This window comes from Paenibacillus sp. FSL H7-0703, assembly GCF_038003485.1.
In the GTDB taxonomy this organism is placed as follows: domain Bacteria; phylum Bacillota; class Bacilli; order Paenibacillales; family Paenibacillaceae; genus Paenibacillus; species Paenibacillus polymyxa_B.
In genome coordinates, this window is record NZ_JBBOPF010000001.1 from 150,293 (window position 1) to 170,651 (window position 20,359).

At 45.2% G+C, this 20,359-nt stretch carries 22 protein-coding genes and 1 riboswitch; of the genes, 18 read left to right on the forward strand and 4 right to left on the reverse strand.

Annotated elements, in window-relative coordinates; genetic code table 11:
• Positions 1–27: 27 nt before the first annotated feature.
• Complete coding sequence (locus MHB46_RS00680; protein ID WP_341161281.1) at positions 28–1,098, reverse strand: hypothetical protein; 1,071 nt, start codon at positions 1,096–1,098, stop codon at positions 28–30.
• A gap of 42 nt (positions 1,099–1,140) precedes the next feature.
• Positions 1,141–2,319: a M20 family metallopeptidase gene (locus MHB46_RS00685; RefSeq protein ID WP_341161282.1), complete on the reverse strand. Its 1,179-nt coding sequence runs from the start codon at positions 2,317–2,319 to the stop codon at positions 1,141–1,143.
• Between the two features lie 148 nt (positions 2,320–2,467).
• On the opposite strand from MHB46_RS00685, the gene MHB46_RS00690 reads away from it, so the two are divergent.
• From MHB46_RS00690 to MHB46_RS00700, 3 genes are all read left to right on the forward strand, one after another.
• Positions 2,468–3,931 (forward strand): ABC transporter substrate-binding protein/permease, encoded by a 1,464-nt coding sequence (locus tag MHB46_RS00690; protein WP_341161283.1) that lies wholly within the window; start codon positions 2,468–2,470, stop codon positions 3,929–3,931.
• Positions 3,918–4,640, forward strand: a complete 723-nt coding sequence (locus tag MHB46_RS00695) for an amino acid ABC transporter ATP-binding protein (protein ID WP_061828246.1) — start codon at positions 3,918–3,920, stop codon at positions 4,638–4,640. The genes MHB46_RS00690 and MHB46_RS00695 overlap by 14 nt, the downstream gene beginning before the upstream one ends.
• 235 nt (positions 4,641–4,875) lie before the next feature.
• Positions 4,876–5,044: riboswitch (cyclic di-AMP (ydaO/yuaA leader) on the forward strand.
• Between the two features lie 6 nt (positions 5,045–5,050).
• Complete coding sequence (locus MHB46_RS00700) at positions 5,051–5,719, forward strand: 3D domain-containing protein (protein WP_341161284.1); 669 nt, start codon at positions 5,051–5,053, stop codon at positions 5,717–5,719.
• A 198-nt stretch (positions 5,720–5,917) separates the two neighbouring features.
• Here the strand turns inward: MHB46_RS00700 and MHB46_RS00705 are convergent, their stop codons facing one another.
• Positions 5,918–6,727 (reverse strand): polysaccharide deacetylase family protein, encoded by an 810-nt coding sequence (locus MHB46_RS00705; protein ID WP_341161285.1) that lies wholly within the window; start codon positions 6,725–6,727, stop codon positions 5,918–5,920.
• 305 nt (positions 6,728–7,032) lie between these two features.
• Here MHB46_RS00705 and MHB46_RS00710 point away from each other — a divergent pair, with 305 nt between their 5' ends.
• From MHB46_RS00710 to mobB, 11 genes are all read left to right on the forward strand, one after another.
• Positions 7,033–8,055 carry an NADH:flavin oxidoreductase/NADH oxidase gene (locus tag MHB46_RS00710; protein WP_341161286.1) on the forward strand — a complete coding sequence of 341 codons (1,023 nt, stop codon included), beginning with the start codon at positions 7,033–7,035 and terminating at the stop codon, positions 8,053–8,055.
• An 87-nt stretch (positions 8,056–8,142) separates the two neighbouring features.
• Positions 8,143–8,811, forward strand: a complete 669-nt coding sequence (locus MHB46_RS00715) for a PspA/IM30 family protein (RefSeq protein ID WP_013310486.1) — start codon at positions 8,143–8,145, stop codon at positions 8,809–8,811.
• Between the two features lie 130 nt (positions 8,812–8,941).
• Positions 8,942–9,349 (forward strand): DUF350 domain-containing protein, encoded by a 408-nt coding sequence (locus tag MHB46_RS00720; RefSeq protein ID WP_013310484.1) that lies wholly within the window; start codon positions 8,942–8,944, stop codon positions 9,347–9,349.
• Between the two features lie 24 nt (positions 9,350–9,373).
• The gene (locus MHB46_RS00725) at positions 9,374–9,880 is read left to right on the forward strand and encodes a DUF4178 domain-containing protein (protein ID WP_007432513.1); all 507 of its coding nucleotides are present in this window, start codon (positions 9,374–9,376) and stop codon (positions 9,878–9,880) included.
• Positions 9,881–9,893: 13 nt separating this feature from the next.
• On the forward strand, positions 9,894–10,649 hold the full coding sequence (locus tag MHB46_RS00730) for a DUF4247 domain-containing protein (RefSeq protein ID WP_341161287.1): 756 nt from the start codon (positions 9,894–9,896) through the stop codon (positions 10,647–10,649).
• 223 nt (positions 10,650–10,872) lie between these two features.
• Positions 10,873–11,280 carry an SRPBCC family protein gene (locus MHB46_RS00735; RefSeq protein ID WP_341161288.1) on the forward strand — a complete coding sequence of 136 codons (408 nt, stop codon included), beginning with the start codon at positions 10,873–10,875 and terminating at the stop codon, positions 11,278–11,280.
• A 94-nt stretch (positions 11,281–11,374) separates the two neighbouring features.
• On the forward strand, positions 11,375–12,088 hold the full coding sequence (locus tag MHB46_RS00740; protein ID WP_341161289.1) for a hypothetical protein: 714 nt from the start codon (positions 11,375–11,377) through the stop codon (positions 12,086–12,088).
• Positions 12,039–12,587, forward strand: coding sequence for an accessory gene regulator ArgB-like protein (locus MHB46_RS00745; protein WP_341161290.1), 549 nt, complete (start codon positions 12,039–12,041; stop codon positions 12,585–12,587). The genes MHB46_RS00740 and MHB46_RS00745 overlap by 50 nt, the downstream gene beginning before the upstream one ends.
• Positions 12,560–12,691, forward strand: coding sequence for a hypothetical protein (locus MHB46_RS00750; RefSeq protein ID WP_023988946.1), 132 nt, complete (start codon positions 12,560–12,562; stop codon positions 12,689–12,691). The genes MHB46_RS00745 and MHB46_RS00750 overlap by 28 nt, the downstream gene beginning before the upstream one ends.
• A gap of 302 nt (positions 12,692–12,993) precedes the next feature.
• The gene (locus MHB46_RS00755) at positions 12,994–14,271 is read left to right on the forward strand and encodes a molybdopterin molybdotransferase MoeA (RefSeq protein ID WP_341161291.1); all 1,278 of its coding nucleotides are present in this window, start codon (positions 12,994–12,996) and stop codon (positions 14,269–14,271) included.
• On the forward strand, positions 14,268–14,816 hold the full coding sequence (mobB, locus tag MHB46_RS00760; protein WP_341161292.1) for a molybdopterin-guanine dinucleotide biosynthesis protein B: 549 nt from the start codon (positions 14,268–14,270) through the stop codon (positions 14,814–14,816). Before MHB46_RS00755 ends, mobB begins: the two co-directional genes overlap by 4 nt.
• Positions 14,817–14,820: 4 nt before the next feature.
• Here the strand turns inward: mobB and xerS are convergent, their stop codons facing one another.
• Complete coding sequence (xerS, locus tag MHB46_RS00765) at positions 14,821–15,921, reverse strand: tyrosine recombinase XerS (protein ID WP_069289662.1); 1,101 nt, start codon at positions 15,919–15,921, stop codon at positions 14,821–14,823.
• 116 nt (positions 15,922–16,037) lie between these two features.
• Between xerS and MHB46_RS00770 the strand changes: the two genes are divergently transcribed.
• The 4 genes from MHB46_RS00770 (at position 16,038) to MHB46_RS00785 (ending at position 20,351) form a co-directional block, all read left to right on the forward strand.
• Positions 16,038–16,547 carry a GNAT family N-acetyltransferase gene (locus MHB46_RS00770; protein ID WP_341161293.1) on the forward strand — a complete coding sequence of 170 codons (510 nt, stop codon included), beginning with the start codon at positions 16,038–16,040 and terminating at the stop codon, positions 16,545–16,547.
• A 256-nt stretch (positions 16,548–16,803) separates the two neighbouring features.
• On the forward strand, positions 16,804–18,447 hold the full coding sequence (locus MHB46_RS00775) for an ABC transporter substrate-binding protein (protein WP_445667579.1): 1,644 nt from the start codon (positions 16,804–16,806) through the stop codon (positions 18,445–18,447).
• A gap of 50 nt (positions 18,448–18,497) precedes the next feature.
• Positions 18,498–19,424, forward strand: a complete 927-nt coding sequence (locus MHB46_RS00780) for an ABC transporter permease (RefSeq protein WP_341161294.1) — start codon at positions 18,498–18,500, stop codon at positions 19,422–19,424.
• A gap of 30 nt (positions 19,425–19,454) precedes the next feature.
• Positions 19,455–20,351, forward strand: coding sequence for an ABC transporter permease (locus MHB46_RS00785; protein WP_341161295.1), 897 nt, complete (start codon positions 19,455–19,457; stop codon positions 20,349–20,351).
• The last annotated feature ends 8 nt before the right edge of the window (positions 20,352–20,359 follow it).

Consider the following 20,359-nt stretch of genomic DNA (forward strand, 5'->3'; position numbering starts at 1 on the left):
GCTGAGGAATTCCCTTTTTTGCTATGATCAGTCGCCTCCGCCACCACCGCTGCTTCCACATGAAGAGCCGCTGCTACACGAAGAATGACTACCAGAATCGCCTAAATCATGGTGAGAAGAGCCTCCATGATGAGAACTGTCATGGGAGGAATGATGGTGCGAGTGATGTGTATCCCAGTTCGAGCAGCCGCTTGCCGAGCTACAGCCGGATGAGCTAGCTAATACGGCATTACCTGTAGCATCCGGGTGCATGTGTACGTCAAATTGTTCAGGTTGATACCATGAATACCACACAACAGCTAATAACAAATAGTCGACCTGTAAATAGTTGACCTTAGGCAATTGCTTACCCTCAGGATCATCCACCGCTTTATTCACCCGCTCGCGCAGATGTTGTACAATCTTATGAACCGCTTGTTGGGCCTGCTGTGAAATGGCTATATTCTCCTGCGTATTCCAGCGGTCACCTGCTGGCTGCGCCGAAGTTGCGAGTTTGTAATAGCGCGAAAGCTCGTCGTCTGGTAATGGATGATTAAAAAAAGTACCCCACAAACTGGCGCTATAGCGGTTCCAGCCAAAGCATTCCACATACAACCAGTCAAACCAAGCCCGCTCCCCAGGCATCGGCTTAGAGCCGCCTGAATGGGGCGCATGGTGAAGCATACGACCAAAAAAAGCTTCCGAGAATTGCTGATATTCGCGGGTAAACATCAACATTTCGTGCCATAATTCATCCACATCACTACTGAACATAGGCACTCTATTCATAATCGCGCATAGCATAAAATATCGTTTTAGCTCATGCCAGCGCCAATCATATTCTTGCTTCGTCAGCTCTGGGTGGGCTTCCATTACACGACCCCTTACGCTATGAGCATAGGAGGCGGGAATGGATTGCTCCAGTAGCTGCATCAGCTCTGTAATCTCTGGATGACGCTCCTGTGTAAGGGACGAAGGAGAAGGGGAACTGAGGAAAAAAGCATTCCGGCGCCGTGTTTTTCTGTTTCCCCGGTTCCTGCGTATTGCACGGAATATAAACCAAAAAATGATGAGGTCCACCACAATAAACAACGTCCAAAAGCTGCTCATACTATCCATGATGGCTGACTACTCCTTTCTGAAAGAACACGGAATTAAGATTTAGCGTTCGTTATTCAGCAGAGCGAATTCTTTTTTTATCTGGCCTAGCAGTTCAGGATTCGTGATTACATCGCAAGCAGTCCATGCCAAAGTTCTCGCAGCCAGCAGCATTCCTTCCATGGCCCGGTCCTGCATCGCCAAATCGCGGAATTCTGGTGTATGCAAGGCATGCTTCTCGTCAATAACTTGAATGTAAGGATGGATAGCAGGGCAATGAAGCGATACATTTCCGATATCCATGGAGCCGTGATCTTCGCCTTCCGTTATATCTTCTTGTGAAATGCCAGCCTGCACCAAATTTGCGGTAAACGCATCGGAAAGTACACGGTTCGTGACCATTTCATCATAAGAAGTCTCATAATTGGAGGTCTCCAAACGACACCCGGCCTGTAAAGCAGCTCCTTCAGCAATTTGAATAACACGGCTAGTCAGCGGGTTCAGTTCTTGACGAGTAGCGGCTCTCACATAAAATTGGGCTGAGGCGTAATCAGGAATAATGTTGGCTGCTTGCCCACCCTGGTTAATGATCCCATGGATACGCACTGTACTTTTTACTTGTTGACGGAACGCATTGATGCCATTGAACGTTTGAATCACAGCGTCCAGCGCGTTAATGCCTTCGTGCGGGCTGGCAGCCGCGTGAGCAGATTGACCAAAAAATTCGAATTGTACCGCATCAATCGCCAGTGATTTGCCTGATTTTTCGTAACGGTCATAAGGATGCGTCATAAGCGCTATGTCGCAATCATCAAACAACCCGGCAGCGGCCATCGGGACCTTTGCACCGCGTGTTTCTTCGGCAGGTGTGCCATATACCCGTACTTCTCCACCAGTTTCGTCGATGATCGACTTGAGGCCGACGGCAGCACCGGTACTCATCATACATATCAGATGGTGCCCACAGGCGTGTCCTAGACCTTTCAGAGCGTCATATTCTGCCAGAAAAGCGACAACCGGTCCGGGTTTTGCGGATTTGTAAGTTGCAATAAAGGCTGTTTCTATGCCCAATACCGGTGCCTGGACCTCAAAACCGTGAAAAACCAGTTCTTCTTTTAAACGGGTAGCGGCCAGAAATTCCTCGTTTCCAAGTTCAGGATTTGCGCCAATATATAACGAAATGTCCTTAAACCGTGGGGCATGCTGCTCAATTGTCTTTTGAATGGTCTGCTTAAAATCCATGCTGAAAACTCCTTTATATAAACTGTAATGTAGGTACTGCGTTAGGTATGCTGAAATTGTACTATAACATTCATTGCATAATCATGCATATTCATTTATAATGACACAATCTTATTTATTATAAAGAATTTAAGGAGAGAAAAAAAGATTGAAAAAGGCATATCGTTTTACCGCCCTGGTTTTGTCGGCGGTTATCTTGCTGTTGACTGGTCTTCCCATGCTCACTGCATACGGAACGGAAGCAAAGCCACAGAAAAAACTTGTAGTGGGCATGAGTGCCGACTTTCCGCCGTATGAGTTTCATAAAGTCATTAACGGTAAGGATACCATTGTTGGGTTCGATGTGGAAATCGCCAAGGAAATCGCCAAAGATTTGGATGCGGAGATGGTCCCTGAGGACATGAGTTTTGACTCTTTGCTGCCTGCTTTGCAAAGTGGTCGTGTAGACTTGGTACTGTCCGGTATGACACCGACGGATGAGCGGAGAAAGAGCATTGATTTTTCAGATGTATATTATCGCTCCAAGCAAGTCATTATGGTACGTCCAGAGGATAAAGACAAATATCCTACGATGGATGCTTTGAAAGGCGAGAAGATTGGCGCACAAAAAGGGAGTATTCAGGAAGAAATTGCTCAAAAAGTACCCAATGCCACTGTAACCTCACTGGACAAAATATCCGATCTGGTACTCCAGCTGCGGACCCAGCGTATCAACGCTGTTGTGATCGAAGATACGGTTGCTAAAGGATACACGTTAGATGGTACCGTAACACTTGCCAAGGCCGTGCCTGAGGATGCCGGAGCAGAAACAGCTGTAGGTATACGCAAGGGGAACGCAGAATTGCTTGCCTCTGTAAATAAAACGTTGGCTCGCCTGAAAGCGGACGGGTCGATTGAGAAGTTTTCCACAGAAGCGAGCGCGCTCTCTGCAGATCGACAGGTTTCTTCTAATAACATCGTAGATATTTTTTGGAAATACCGCAGTTTTTACGCTACGGGTATCGGCTACACTCTGTTGCTGTCTGCACTCGGAGTACTGTTTGGATTTATCATTGGTCTGATCGTATCCTTGCTGCGGATGAGCGGTATACGCATCATTGAGTGGTTAGGTACCACTTATGTGGAGATCCTGCGTGGCACACCTATGCTGGTGCAACTCATGATCATTCACTACGGGGTTGCTTTGACGCTGGGTGTCAATTTTACCCCACTCCAGTCTGGTATAATCACATTGTCTCTGAATAGTTCAGCATATCTGGCTGAAATTTTCCGGGCAGGTATCCAGGCAGTAGACCGTGGACAGATGGAGGCTGCTCGTTCGTTGGGTATGGGACGCGGTAAAGCTATGCGTCATGTCATTTTGCCGCAAGCGTTTAAATCTATTTTGCCTGCTATCGGTAATGAGTTTATTACGATCATTAAAGAATCATCCATTATTTCGACCATTGGGATGGTGGATATTATGTATCAGGCCCAGGTCATTAAGAACATCACCTACGAAGGATTAAGTCCGTTCGTAATAGCAGCCGCTATTTATTTTGTAATGACATTCAGCTTGTCTAAGCTGCTGGGTTTATGGGAAAGGAAGTTGAGAGCCAGTGATCACCGTTAAACAACTGCGTAAATCGTTCGGTAAGAATGAGATTTTAAAAGGCATTGATATAGATATAGCCAAAGGTGAAGTCGTCGTCATCATCGGTCCCAGTGGTTCGGGGAAGAGTACGTTTTTGCGTTGTATGAATCTGTTGGAACAGCCTACAGACGGGGAGATTTTATTTGAGGGCGAGCCGATTACAGCTCGTGGCCATAATATTAATGTAACCCGGGAGAAGATGGGGATGGTGTTCCAGCATTTTAATCTTTTCCCGCATAAAACAGTGTTGCAGAACCTGACACTTGCCCCAACACAGGTTAGAAGACAGTCAGGGAAGGAAGCGGAAAAAATTTCGCTAGAACTCTTGCGTACCGTAGGGCTTGAGGATAAGAAGAATACCTATCCGAACCAGCTATCCGGAGGACAGAAGCAACGTATTGCGATTGCGCGTGCTTTGGCCATGCAGCCGCACGTAATGCTGTTCGATGAGCCGACTTCTGCATTGGACCCTGAAATGGTTGGAGAGGTTCTGGATGTAATGAAGAAGCTCGCCGAAGGCGGCATGACAATGGTAATCGTGACGCATGAAATGGGTTTTGCCCGCGAGGTGGGCGATCGAATTATCTTTATGGATAACGGTCAAATTGTAGAGCAAGGTACACCAGAGCAGGTATTTGGCACTCCAAGCCATGATCGCACCCGTGATTTTCTTGCCAAAGTATTGTAAGGAAGTGCTGATATAATCTATAAAAAAAGCCCTCCGTTTGACGGAGGGCTTTTTTCCTTTTTGTCACCATTTCCCCATACTTTCGTAACAAATATCGATTTCTTGATGACAAAATTGTAACGAGTATAGTATGATGTTCAAGGTTCCCAACATTTTCATGCGGATAAGGTTACAAAATTGTGATATTATGCAGTAAGCCAAAACTTACCGGGACAGCATGTGGTTATGACAACCGCTGAATGCTGGGCCCAAACTATGGGAAGTGCGGGGGACGTAACAACGGCAGTCATTCCGATACGTCATAAGACGATGTGGAATATGCCTAGGGGTGAATTGCACAAGCATAGGGCTTCTCCTGAGTCCGAATCCGACAGCTAACTTCGCAGGCATAACAGAGGAGGTACATATCTTTGAAACATCTAAAACATATTGGTAAAACGATGAAATTTGCGGTGCTTGCCGCAGCTATTGCAGGGCTGGCACAGACAGCTGGAGTAGCGGATGCTGCTTCGCTTCACACTGCCAAAGAGGGCGATACCTTCTTTTTACTTGCTCAACGTTATGGAGTATCGGTAGACGAGCTAACGAAGGCGAACCCAAACATTGCCTCCAACAATATATATGCAGGTCTGCAAATTAAGGTGCCTGACGAAAAAAGTGTGAAGGCAGCTTCGGATTCGAAGCCGCAGCTTCTTACGGAGAAAGCACCAGCAAATGAGGGGCCAACGATTGAAGCATGGGGTAAAACATTCAACTATAGCAAAATAGTTGACGTTAAGGCTTCTGCGTATTCTGCTGCAGCTGATGAGAATGGTAAATGGGGAGCAGTGGACTACTACGGCAATCCGCTTAAACTAGGTACAATTGCGGTAGACCCGAACGTCATTCCGATGGGCACGAAAGTGCTGGTTACAGGCTATTCCCACCCAGGTTTGCCGGATCATTCTTTTGTAGCTGTCGCTCGCGATCAGGGCAGCGCCATTACAGGAAAACGGATTGATATCTTTATTCCTGGTAACAAATCATTTGTGAACGACTTTGGATTTCAAAATGTGAAGCTGTACGTTATTGATAAATAACATTGTACGTATATAAGTTTAATTAAACATAATATATATTATGTAAACTTAATACCTGTACACTACCGCATATAACTAGGTCGGACTCTTATTAGGTCCTATCCGTAAAAAAAGGCTGTCTTGATGAGCAGAAAACTTCTGCTGGTAAGACAGCCTTTTTACGTTGCTTTAGCTTGTAGCTCAATCATAAACATATTGTTATTTCCGTTCCGAGGTATGGAGTAGCCGGGGGACTGTCACAAATTTGTAGCCCTTAGCTTTTAGAGAGTGAATTAGACCCGGCAGAGCTTGGACAGTGCCTTGCAAGTTGGAACTTTGACCTCCACCTGCGTGCATTAAAATAATAGAGCCAGGCCCGGTAGCTGGGATCACATTGCGCTGAATTTGTGTTTTACTTAGTCCCTTCCAGTCGAGAGAGTCTACATTCCAATTGACAATCATATAGCCATGACGACGTGCCCATTGGATTTGAGGCTCCGTGATTTCACCGTAGGGTGGACGAATCAACTTGGGGCGAAAACCTGCGCTGGCTTGTAAAATACGTTCTGTTTTTATAATCTGGTTGCGAAAGCGTTCTGGTGTGGCCTTCCTAAAATCCGGATGAGTATAGGAATGGTTTCCTATAGCATGGCCTTCACGGATAATACGGCGTATGATCCCCGGATGCTTTTCCGCACGGTGACCGACGATGAAAAAGGTGGCTTTGATGCCATTGGCGTGTAATACGTCCAAAACCTGCGGCGTATACCTAGAATCGGGCACATCATCAAAGGTTAGGGCAATTTGGCGGGTGTGTGGGCCGCACATTTTAAAAATGTCCGCATGTTTTTTACGCAGCATTGCTAATGTAGGAGTAGCACGATCTGTGCTCTGTTGTTGTACAGAAGAAGCAATAGCTGCTTCCTTGGGATGGGGCGTTCCGATGTTGGGAGGCGCATCCGCGTGAACGGGTAAACTTGAAAATGCTAGTAACAGTGCCAAGCATGGCAACACTCCCCTGTACGGCATATGTATCCCCCCTTTCCGTGCAGTGGTACCTAGTGGTGCTCTCGACTATTATGTACCTGTCCTATTAAAAATATGCTGGTAACCAAGTTCGGCTCATAAACGACTGGAAAAAAGTCCACGATGAAACGATTATCAATGAAGATGATGGAGCTAAACGTACATATTCTCTTAAACATGACCGAAAACAGGAGCATTTTCTCAAGTTTTAGCCTTACAACGAATTCGGTATACCGTGACAGCTGGTGTATAATGGGGATGCAATTCATAATTATACAGACATGGAATTGAAGGAAGGATGGATAAAAGTGACCGACTTGTTTACTCCTTATCAATTAAAGGGGCTTTCTTTAAAAAATCGGATTGTCATGCCCCCGATGTGCCAATACAGCGTGGAGGCCAAGGACGGAAATCCAACGGATTGGCATCATGTCCATTATGTGAGCCGGGCAGTAGGAGGCACTGGACTTATTATTGTGGAAATGACAGCGGTTCATCCAGATGGACGTATTACGGATCGTGATTTGGGTATTTGGTGTGACGAACATATTCCTGCATATCGTAAGATTGTAGAGGAAGTCCACAAGTATGGTGCCAAAATTGGCATTCAACTAGGCCACGCTGGACGCAAGGCTGAAGATGCTGAGCAACCTGTGGGTCCGTCCTCCATTCCTTTTAGCGAACGCTTTAAAGAGCCCCGCGCCTTAAAGACAGCTGAAGTCAGGGAACTGGTTCAGGCATACAAAGAAGGCGCGCGCCGCGCGGTGGAAGCCGGTTTTGACACGGTCGAGATACATGGCGCTCACGGCTATCTGATCCATCAATTTCATTCGCCTTTAACAAATACCAGAGAAGATGAATATGGGCAGGATTTGTCACTGTTCGGTGTTGAGGTCATACATGCTGTTAAAGAGGTTCTTCCTGCTGATATGCCTGTGCTTATGCGGATATCTGCTAAAGAATACGTCGAGGATGGATATAATGTGGAATACATAACAGGCGTAGGGGAACGATATCGTGATGCAGGTGTGGACATTTTCCATATCTCTTCTGGTGGTGAGGGTCCGATTGGTTCTGGCGGAGGCCCGTCTGCTCGTGCCGGCTATCAGGTGGATTTGGCTCATACCATCCGTGAAAAGCTGAATGTACCTGTGATTGCTGTTGGCTTACTGGATGATTATGAGGACGCCCGTCGGGTTGTTCAGCAAAAAGAAGCTGATTTGGTAGCAATAGGCCGTGCCATGCTGCGTGATCCCTATTGGGCGCTGCATGCATCGCGGGAGCTAAAAGTACAGGCCGACATCCCGGAGCCTTACTTGCGCGGCTTTTAGATATTTTTGAAACCCTCTTTGCAAAGCTTGCGTAAACATGTGTACAGAGCTTAAAATTTAAGCATTCAACTCTAGGAGGAACTTCACATGTCTATTTTCAAACGATTAAGAGATCTTACGATGTCCAACATTAACGCCATTATCGACAAGGCAGAAGATCCAATTAAAATGACGGATCAATACATTCGTGATATGCAAGAGGACCTGGAAGATGCAGAGAAAGCGGTAGCCGCTCAAATTGCTATTGAAAAGAGATTCAAACAGCAATACGAAGAACAGGCTGCTTTGGTAAAGAAACGCGAAGAACAGGCACATACCGCTGCAAAAGCGCAAAATGTAGATCTGGCGCGTCGTGCGCTGGAAGAAAAGAAATCTGCTGAACAAAAAATGAACGAGTTCAAAGCTGGTTACGAACAGAATAAAGCTGCAGCCGATAATCTACGTGGCAAGCTGGATGAAATGCGCAGACAGCTGACAGAAATGAAAAACAAGCGCGAAACACTGGTTGCCCGTTATAATGCAGCTAAAGCGCAAACCGAAATTAACAAAGCTATGAACGGTTTTAGCTCTGATACGGCAACTGCCGGATTGAAGCGTATGGAAGAAAAAATGCTGCAAGCAGAAGCACGTGCCGAAGCGAGCAACGAAATGTCCTCTAAGGAAAAATCGTTGGATGAGGAGTTCAAAGAGCTGGATAAGAAAAGCGCCGTGGACGATGAGCTTGCCGCTTTGTTGAAGCAATACGAAAATAAATAAGAACATTTTAGCAGTGCCACCAAGTGTGATTCTCAGGAAGCGAAGGAGAAACGTTTTCTCCTTCGCTTTTCCCTGCCTGGAGGCGTAAAACATTATATGAAGGTCAAGAAGATGTGGAGGATGGTATGAAATGCATTTTTTAGAAACGATGAAAGCAATGCTTGTATGGACTGGTGCGGGGGCTATTTTGATTTTCGCATTAATGTATGTCGACTCTTTATTTACGAAGTATAAGGATTTTGCCGAAGTGAAAGCTGGAAATATGGCCGTAACGGTACGAATGATTATGAAGCTGGTTGCACAAGGCTATATTTTGTCAGGGTCTATCGCTACAGCTAATAATTTGCTCGAAGCGCTTGTGTATTCTGTGATCGCCTTTGTCATCCTGCTTGTTTTGGAAGTTATTGTACGTCTGCTGTTGCGGTACTGGGCTCAGTTTGATCTGGATAAAGGTACACAGGAAGGTAAAATTGGTTTCGGTCTGTTTTCAGGAGCACTGCATCTGGTTGGCGCCTTGATCATTACAGCATGCTTCTAGGCTAAGAAAGGCAGGAATATAACCATGGGTGTGTGGAAACGAATTTCAAATCTATTTGCTAAGCCGGAGCCGCCAAAAGCAGAGAAAAGCATGCTTCACTTAAATCCAGGTGATATCTGTGAAGTGTCGCTTGTTACCTATGAAGTGGTAGGTCGTGTACATAATCGTGCCCGGAATGCCGTTGTTTTGACGCTTCAGGATGGTAATCAAGTCAGTTATCTTCATATTGAGGAACGGGAAACACTGCAATTCGGACTATATCAGGCCATCGACGGCAGACTTGACAACCCCGAGGAAGTGCCGACCATTTTAGAGCTGGATGATACAACGTACCATTTGGAGGAGCAGTATTCTGGGCATGTTACCGTCATGGGCCGTGCTCCTTTCCGACAGGGTGGAGAGCAGCATGTTTGGCAGTACCAGTCTGATGATTACCATCTGTTGCGGGTAGAGTGGCAGGACGGTCGCTTTATGCTTTATGAAGGAGAAGAAGTGATTACCGGAGACGTCAAGGTTATTCGGGCAAGCTAGGAGAGGGTTACACATGAGCAAACGCACCTGGCAGTATGCATTAAAGGTCATGGTGGCGCTGAGCTTGTTCGTATCCGTGTTAAGCGGCTGCGGCGCGCCAAATGTAAAAGATACGTATCCGCTGGAATCGGTTAGTGGCAGCGGAAACTCGACCTCGTATGTATACCGGGCAGCTGGCAAGACAGTCCCGGAAGTAGCGGAGGAATTGAAAGAACAGCGTACACCGGAACAAATGTCACCGCAGAGCAATGAGCGGATGTTTCTGGTATATAGCGATGAGTGGTACCATTTGCAGCAAGATCCAGCTAAGAAGGAAGATACACTCATTGAAATTGACAGTAAAAAGTATGTCGAACAAAATTACAGTTCAAGCTTTCTAAAAGGATACTTAACCGCAACTGTGCTGGATGCTCTGTTTGATTCGTTGCGTGGTTCAGGCTCCTATCGGGGCTACTCCAGCAGAGATGTATACCGACCTTCTCAGGGCCAATATCGTGCTCCTACGGTGCAGGAGAAAAAGGCGATTCCTCCGATTACGGTGGAGCGGAAAGGTTCGGTTACCCGTAGAGGAAAGAACTCGGATTCTAGCGTTGGATCAAGCGGAAGTTTGTTCGACAGAGGGTCCAGCAGTTCACCGAGCAGAGGCTCGATTTCACGTGACCGGAGCGACAGCGGCGGTTCCAGCATATTTGATTCGCCGCGTAAATCTTATAGTAAGCCCAAAACACGTAGCGGTTCAGGTAAAATCAGCCGACGAAGTCGACGATGATGGGTAACGTCAATTTATTTGGAAAACAAAAGATTTGCGGAACTGTGGTACTGATGCACAGTTCCTTTTTTTATTTTTAGAGATGACGTTGGTGATCATCTAGCGGCACAGCCATTCAAGTTGAATTGGACAGATAAGGGAAAGCAGCCGCAACCTACACCTTTATGGATATAATAATGTAGAGTTAATCAAAACTCTGTTTGATTGAAGGATTGAAAATTAAATGGTACTATCTATTTCTTGGCCAGATCTTTCACAAAGACCATTTAATCTAATGGTGGAACGAAAAATGGAGTGTTCTCCGAATGTTCTGTATCAGGCGTGGACAAAGCGGTTTGACAGTTGGTTTGCTGCCCCAGGATCAGTATTAATGGAGGCTGAAGTGAACACGACCTTCTTTTTCGAAACGCATTTTGAGGGGAAGCGTCATCCACATTACGGAAGATTTCTAAGACTTGAGCAAAACAGACTTATCGAGCTGACTTGGGTTACTGGCGAAGGCGGCACCAAGGGAGCTGAAACAGTGGTCACCGTTGAGCTTAAACCTCGCGGTAATGGCACGCGTCTTTACTTAACGCATGCAGGTTTTCTATATTTTTTGACGACAAAAATAAATATTTACCTTACATAAAAACAAATATTACCAGTTTACTAGATTATTTCATTGCCACATCTATTAGTAAAATATACAATTACAACAGGCGAAATAAGAGGATGGTGTATCTGTGTTATCTGCTTTTATATATATATCACTTGGTGTATTCGATGCTTTGGCCGCCGTTATTTTGGTCTTAAAGCTTTATATGCTTCCCGTGAGGGAATATCGCACAAAAATATTATTCTATGCAATTGGCATAGCTTTGTTTTCCTTTCTAATGAGGAAAGTTATAGGCTTGCCTAAATTAGATTTGCCGCTTCAGTATTTGTTAATGGTTATCTTTTTTAGATTTGGTTTAGGGATCAAAACCCATCTAGCAGCTTTTTCTGCTGGTTCTGGTCTAACGGCCTACATTAATTTACAACTTTTTGTATTTCTGTTTGCGTATTTTTTTGGAGTAGCAGAACCAGGTGCTATTAATGATACTTCTGGCTCTTCTATTTACGTTATTCAGTTATCTTCTATTATTATTGCGTGTTTAATTTCTTATATAATGGGAAAATATAACTTTGGTTTCTCGTTTATAATTCAGCCTCCACATGATTTTTTAAGAGTTGAAAATTACTTATCATCCCTAAATAAGCTGTTGATTCTAGGTGCTATAATATCAGCTGTCACCATTTTTATTACTTTGTATATGCTCTATAGTTCAAACACCATAGGATTGCTATCCATTTCATTGCTTACTTTCGGCGTGTCGTATTTCTTTTCAGAGAGAGGAGATTATGAGGATGCTAGAAGCGCTATCACGGTACATCGCAACGGAAATAAAAAAAGCTGATCCTGATGGTCCAACAAGTGTAGAAGTGATGGAATATGCGCTTGGTATAAAAATTACCGAAGTATCGTCGATACTAATGGTTGCGATTATTGCTTGGATGACTGGGCATTTTTGGGGGGCGTTATTAGCTCTAGTAACTATCATGTTTGTAAGAAAATTTTCAGGAGGGGCACACTTCAGTAATCTTACATTTTGTGTCTGTTTTACAACGGCAATATGTGTAACTATACCTCTCGTCTCTTTAAATTTATCAACGATTTTGATTATTAATGCTTGTTCAGTATTAGTGTTTTTAGTTTATGCGCCCAATCATTTTATTTATATTCATAAGACCAATAACCACAAATATTATAAAACGGTATGTGTATTGATTTGTGCGGTGAATTTTTTAGTACAATCCCACATAATATGCTTAGCTTTAGCTATTCAAGCATTCAGTATTCTTCCTTTATGGAAAGGAGGTGAACGAAAATGGATAAGAAATTGGCGAGAGCTTTAAATTTAAGACTGGGAAAATACGCTAACGAATCTACCAAAAACGAAAAAACAGTATTTGGCGCTAAACCGATACCGGCAGAACTCAAGAAAAAAGAAAAGAACTGATTATGTACCGCGTTACTCTAGACATTATTCTTATACGATCGGGGTAACCGCACAGGCTTGTAAGGAAGCTTTTCAGCTGTGAGATCGAGTCTAGCGCATTTGAAGGCCTGGTACGATTCGAAGCTTCACTTGCTCTATTTCTCATAATAAGCTTGATGCACTTAAAAAGTTATGTGAAATGACCCGTGGAATTCACGGGTTATTTTTATTGCCATACATACTTAGACTCCCCCCCGATTTGCCAGATAACGGTTTTAGCGTTATAACAGAAAGAGGGCATTTTAGAAGAACGGAGTGAGATTATGAATCATACATCATTAAACGCAGAAAAATTCCAGCGTAAAGCAGTTCAGGTGGAAGAGGCGCAAAGCAGGATAGCTAGCTATGTTAAACAGGGTGAAAGGGAAGACGTAGAGCTGGAGCAGGCGCATGGACGTTCTTTGGCAATGGATTTGACCGCACCACACCCGTATCCCCGTTTTCGTCGCTCAGGTATGGACGGTTATGCGATCCTTGGCTCGGACACCGAAGTCTGCTCGTCCGGTCAGGAAATCTGGTTACATGTGATTGATGAAATTCCATGTGGCACCGTATCGGACAAGCGGGTGGAGACTGGAATGGCTGCCCGTATCATGACAGGAGCGCAATTACCTGAAGGGGCGGACACAGTTGTCATGCTGGAAGCAACACAGCTGCGTGAGGAAAACGGACAAACATATGTCGGCTTGAAGAAGCGTATGGAGATTGGCAAAAATGTAACACAGATTGGTCATGAGATTCAGGAAGGTCAGCTTTTGCTTAGTAAGGGAACCTGCCTGGGAGCAGGGCACATCTCGGTACTGGCTACTTTTGGAGTACATCAGGTACCTGTTTACAGAAAGCCCAGGGTGGCCGTTTTTTCTACAGGATCGGAATTACTTGCAGTGGATGAGCCGTTACAACCAGGGAAAATTCGAAACAGTAATACATATATGTTGGCTTCTCAAATTAGAGAGGCAGGAGGAGAGCCGTTCATTTTACAAGCCATTCATGATGATTTGAGCCTTGCCCGTACCTCTGTACGTGAAGCGATAGCTGCCTATGATATCGTGGTCACGAGTGGAGGAGTATCGGTGGGGGATTTTGATATTATGGGTGACCTGGTACGACAGGAAGATGTGAATATGCTGTTCAACAAGGTTACGATGCGTCCAGGAAGTGTGACCACAGCCGCAGTGATTGACGGCAAGCTGTTATTTGCGCTTTCAGGCAACCCCGGTGCGTGCTTTGTAGGCTGTGAGCTGTTTGTACGGCCGACGATCCAAATGATGTTATCTTCGGCACATCCATATTTACAAACCTGGACGGCGAAGTTAGGCGCAAATTATACGAAGGTAAACAATTATACACGCTTTGTACGCAGCTCTTTGGAGATACGTGGTGGGCAAGTATACGCGATTCCTGCGAGAGCAGATGAATCTAGTGTCATGGTGACCATTAAGGACAGCGACTGTCTGATCGTAATTCCTCCTACAACAGAAGGATTACGCGAAGGTGAAGAGGTGCGAGTACTGGTATTACAAGGTGGACAGGTAACGTGAATACGAAACATCCATTTGTATGTCAAATCGTCGGATTCAAAAATACGGGGAAAACGACCTTTCTCGGAGGGTTGATTCGTTATGTGCAGAAGTCAGGTCTACGCGTAGCAGTGATCAAGCATGATGGACATGAATTTGAAATGGATCATGAGGGTACAGATACGTACAAGCACCGACAGGCGGGTGCTGAAGGCGTAGCTATTGTTTCGGCTGGAAGAACAGCCATTTTAGAGGAGCATAGTCAGCCTGTCACCAGTCTGATCCGGCATTTTCAGGCCTATGATTGTGTGTTGCTGGAAGGCTTCAAGCAGGAGGATTATCCAAAGCTGGTCATGGTGCGGGAACAATCGGATGCTCAGCTTACCGATAAGCTGACAAATGTGCAGGGGATAGCGGTTTGGGAGCATCAAATGGATTGGGCTCAAGGTCACTACTCAGATGAAATGATACAGATATTTCCTGCCGAGGCCAACGCACCCGCAGGCCGCTGGCTACTCGAACAGATTCAAAAGCAGATAGAAGGAATGAGGAATAAGCAGGGGTGAGACATCAATCGGCTGAGTCGGTTAGAGTCTCTACCCGCCGTTCGATCGCCTGGGACATGGTTTTGTCAGTCAGGTGGGCATACACTTCTGTTGTTTCTGTCGAAGCGTGCCCCAGTTGTTCCTTTGTTTTGTAAATATCATTTTGTAAATAATAATCAGTAGCAAAGGAATGACGAAGCTTATGCACGGTAAGGTAAGGCTTGCCGAAACGCTTGGCGTACTTGATGATCATTGCCTGAATCGCTCTTTTGGTCATCCGTTTGCCTTCTGTACTGCCGTTAGGACGTGCGACAAAGAGAGCTTTTTCTTTTTTGGGGGCGCGGTAACGGGTATGTCTCAGGGACAAATAAAGTATGAGATCATCTTTGGATTGCTCGCGGAAATACACCGGCGTTTTAAAGGTTTCGTCGTTATTGCCTTTGCGGTACACATATAATAATTTATTGTTTATGTCTAAATCATCCAGATTCAGATTGACGATTTCAGATACGCGCAGGCCTGAGTTTAAAATGAGGCTGGCGATGCAGGCATCCCGTTCCTTATTTAGTTCATAGGAGTATAACGCCTGCTTGTTATCGGCCAAATCCTGACCATAGCCTTCATAAATATAACCGATGAATTCAAGCAGTTCTTCCTCTTCTAGTATTTTACCTTTAAGCTTGGCCGCCGTATCCTTGGGTTTATGTATACGCTTGATTTCGACCTTAGCCATAATGTTGCGTTTGAGCAATGGATAAAAATTTTCATCCTCAGCGATCTGACTCAAATAATGAAAAAGCGAACGCAGGGACGATAGCTTACGTGAAATGGTAATACGTGAGTTGGAGCCTTCGCGCTTAGTAGACAGGAATAATCGAAAGCCTGTAATACTGTCCATATGAAGTGTCTCCAATTCTTCCAGTGTAACTTGGGCATTTGTTTCTCCAGTAGACAAGCCTTCCGAGCGAAGCCATGAAAAGAAAGCTTCGTAATCCCGCACATATTCTAGTAATGTGGAAGGGGACAGGTCGGGCAGCTTGTAATCCATAAATTGCTGCACGTACCATGGTAATCCCGGCATTTTTTCATCTAGTTTGCGCCGGTCGATGATCTTTTGTATATTCATTGGGTTCCACCTCGTCCGGTCATAATATATATGTATTTTAGCATATTTTGCACAGCACTGGATGGGATGTAATTCGAAGTTAAAGAACAGATTGAACCGCCAAGAGAGGTGAAAGTATGGGGTATAATATCAAATCGGAACAGAAGCTGTCTATTAAGAGTGTACCGGAGTCGCAAAAGGACATTATTGTACAGCTCATGCAATTTTATTTATACGATTTTACAGCCTATCTTCGAATTGATGTCACTGAGAAGGGTACATTCCCGGCTTATCCAGACTTGTATCAATATTGGACGAGCGGTGAACAGAAGCTACCTTTTCTGATTTGGAGACAGGATATTCCTGTGGGCTTTGCACTCGTTGACCGAATGTCCAGCAATCGAGAAGCTGACTACTACATGGCTGAGTTCTTTGTACTTCGTCCTTATCGGCATAATGGGGTTGGGACTTGGGCGGCTCATGAGCTGTTTGGACGTTTTAACGGACGTTGGAAGGTGACCCAAATGAGCACCAATAGGCCGGCACAATCATTTTGGCGTAAGGTGATCGGAAGCTATACGAAAGGTGAGTACAGGGAACAAACACATCCGGTAAGAGGGAATATAAGTCAGTTTTTCAATACCTGAAAAATTCGAAATAGAAAATCAGTAATGAAAAAGAGTCGGGGAGAGTATCCTGTCGGCTCTTTTTTGTTGTCAATTCAAGTCTTCTATCCATCTATAGATCATTCCAATTAGAACCTGCATTGACACTAGAAAAACGCAGGTATACAGTTATTAACATAATTCATATATATCAGATTGGAATTATCAACAATGGAACATCGGCTCCCAAAATGCAATGTAATCATAACATCATCCATCAGATCGGAGAGTGTTTTTCGTGAAACGAACAAGTGGATTTGCAAAAATGGCAGCTTTAACCCTGTCGATGGTGCTAGTCTTATCAGCATGCTCGGGTAATAGCGGAGCCAATTCTACGAATACCGATGCAAATGCAGCAGCAGACGGGCAAGCTACAGAAGGCGGAGATCTTACCTATGCCCTGGCAACATCGCCGGATTCACTGGACCCACATAAGAGTGGATTGGCAGTAGCATCTCGGGTATATCGTGCGATATTCGATAATTTGGTGGTAAAGCTGCCGGATAATACGATTAAGCCTTGGCTGGCAACCGAATGGAGCGTTTCCGAGGATGGCAAAAGCTATACATTCAAGCTGCGCAAGGACATTAAGTTCCATGACGGAACTCCGTTCAATGCGGAAGCCGTTAAATTTAGCTATGATCGGATTATTGATCCGCAAGCCGTAGTAGGTAATGCCGCTAACTTGCTAGCTCCCTATGAGTCCTCACAGGTGATTGACGAATACACGATTAAATTGAATCTGAAACGACCATCGCAAGCATTTTTGAGCAATTTAAGTGTTCCGGCTGTAGCCATTGTTTCTCCGGCAGGAGTTAAAAAATATGGAGATCAATTCGGTAAGCATCCTGTGGGTACAGGCCCCTTTAAGTTTGTAAAATGGGACGAAAATGCAGAAATCAAAATCGAACGTAACCCGGATTACAAATGGGCACCGGAAACTATTGAGAATCAGGGAGCGCCGTATTTGGACAGCGTGACCTTTAAAATTGTTCCGGAGGAGGCGACCCGGATCGGCAGTGTGCAGAGTGGGCAGGCTTTGGCCGCTGAAACCGTCCCACCGCAAAACATTTTAACGTTGAAGAGTGACCCTAATTTTCAATTGTTGCAGGTCAATACCCTAGGACTGCCATATACGCTGTTCATTAACCAAAAGAAGACACCGTGGAATGAATTAAAGGCGAGGCAGGCATTACAATATGGTATTGATGTGGGGAAGATCGTCAAAACGCTGTATCTAGGAACTTATGAACAGGCTTGGTCGGCACTCACTCCGGGTATTTTTGGATATGATAAATCACTGGAAAACGGCTTGCAGCCTGATCTTAACAAGGCCAATCAGTTACTGGATGAGTTGGGGTGGGTTAAGGGTACTGATGGTTTCCGGGTGAAGGATGGACAACGCCTGACGCTACATTATGTAGACGGCACTCCGAACCGTGAAAAACGGAACGACATTGCAGCCATTATTCAACAGCAGCTGAAGAAAATCGGTGTTGATGTGAAGATTGAAATTACCAAGGATATTGCAACAGTTGTATATTCGAACGGAAACTATGATTTCTACGGAAATAGCCAGGTCAATGTGGACCCGAACGCATTATATGCTTTTTACCACACAGCGGCACCAAATCAGCGGCCTACACTGCCTAACTTCTCCAATCCAGAAGTCGACAAGCTGTTGGAGCAGGGAGCTATTGAAAAGGATGATGCCAATCGGGAGGAGATTTACAAAAAGGTGCAACAGCTAATCCGCGATCAGGCCGTCATCATTCCTATTTATGTTTTCCCTTATACGGTTGGAGCCGCCAAGTCTGTGCAGGGTCTCAAATTCGATGTAGTGGGTTATCCGCTCTTTAACGATGTGCGTATTCAAAAATAGTATTGCTAAATAGTATCTGGGGACCATTCAGACGGGAAGGAGTGTGGGCTATGATCAGAGCTGTTGCAGTAAGAATGGTTACTTCTTTGTTGGTCATTCTGGGTTCCTGTATTTTGGTATTCAGCATTTTGTATCTGCTTCCGGGGGACCCGGTGGATTCGATTCTTGACCCTTCAACGGCCACGCCAGAGCTGATCGCCAATTTGCGTCATAAGCTGGGAGTGGATCAGCCTTTTCATGTTCAGTTTTTGAACTATTTCGGAAATCTGCTACAAGGTGATTTTGGAAAATCACTGCTCAATGCTGATCCGGTGCTGCCTAAAATATGGGTCAATCTCCCGCCTACACTGGCGCTGACGCTTGCCGGTTCTGCTATTTCGGTCATTATCGGTGTCCTGCTTGGAGTGCTGTCAGCTATTCATCGGGATAAGCCGATTGATATCATCGCACGAATCGTTGGATTGTTCGGCATTTCTATGCCCACATTCTGGTCAGGCATTCTGCTGTTGCTTATTTTCTCCATTCACTTGGGATGGCTGCCTGCTATGGGCTCGGATGGTTGGAAAACCCTTGTGCTTCCGTCTCTCACTTTGGGCATTGTCGGTGCAGGGTTCATTGTCAGAATGGTGCGCAACAGTATGCTGGAGGTCATTAATGAGCAGTTCATCGTAACGCTCCGTTCCAAGGGTTTGTCTGAGAAGGTTATTATGTATCGCCATGCGCTACGCAATGCGTTGATTCCAGCGATAACGATGATCGGGATGCTGATGGGAGAAATGCTGGCCGGAGCAGTTGTGAGTGAGACGGTATTTTCACGGCAAGGCATTGGGCGTTTAATTGCGGATGCAATTATGGCTAAAGACTTGCCCGTTGTGCAGGGAGTTGTATTGTTCTCTGCCATCATGTATGTGATCGTAAATCTGCTGGTGGATATATCGTATACGTTTATTGATCCAAGGGTTAGACGCTCGGCGTAAGCCGGAAGGATTCAGGGAGGAGGAAAACGGTTGAGAGAAACAATGGCTGCCAAAACAATTTGGAAAGAAAGAAAGCTGCGGGTAGCTCGGCAAACTGGAAAGTTGCGGTTCGGTGGAGTGTCGGATGGGTTCGTATATGCGGCGGGACTAATTATTGTGTTCGTAATCGCCTGTGCGGCGTTTCCACAATGGATTGCTTCTTATGCACCCACAGAAATGTTAAGCGACCATATTTTACAAGGCCCAAGTGCTACTCACTGGTTCGGAACGGACTATTTTGGGCGGGATGTATTCAGTCTGGTTGTTCACGGAAGTCGGGATTCTCTGTTTATTGGCTTTATGTCGGTACTCGTCGGCGGTCTGGTGGGTGGAATTATTGGTGCGCTCTCAGGTTACATTGGCGGTACAGTGGATTCGATACTGATGCGATTTATTGATATTTTGATGACTATTCCTGGCGTTCTGCTCGCTTTGGCGATTGCGGCGGCTCTTGGCCCAAGTTTGTTCAATATTGTACTGGCGGTAGCCATATCTGCTGTCCCCGGTTATGCAAGAGTTATGCGCGGTCAAATTATGAGTATAAAAGGACGTTCTTACGTCACTGCTTCGCGTTCCATCGGAGTTACACCTTTCGGCATCTTTTGGAGTCATGTGCTTCCTAATTCCTTGTCCCCTTTGCTCGTGATGGCGACGCTTGGCATCGGTAGCGCTATTTTGGCCGGATCGGGATTAAGCTTTCTGGGACTTGGCACGGTAAAGGAAATTCCAGATTGGGGAACAGTATTGTCTCAAGGACGAGGATATTTGACAGTAGCTTGGTGGATATGTACCTTTCCTGGCCTAGCCATTACGTTGTTTGTGTTGTCAGTCAATATTTTGGGCGACAAGCTGAGAGACCAGTTGGACCCGAAAAAGAACGCAAACTAGCATCAGGA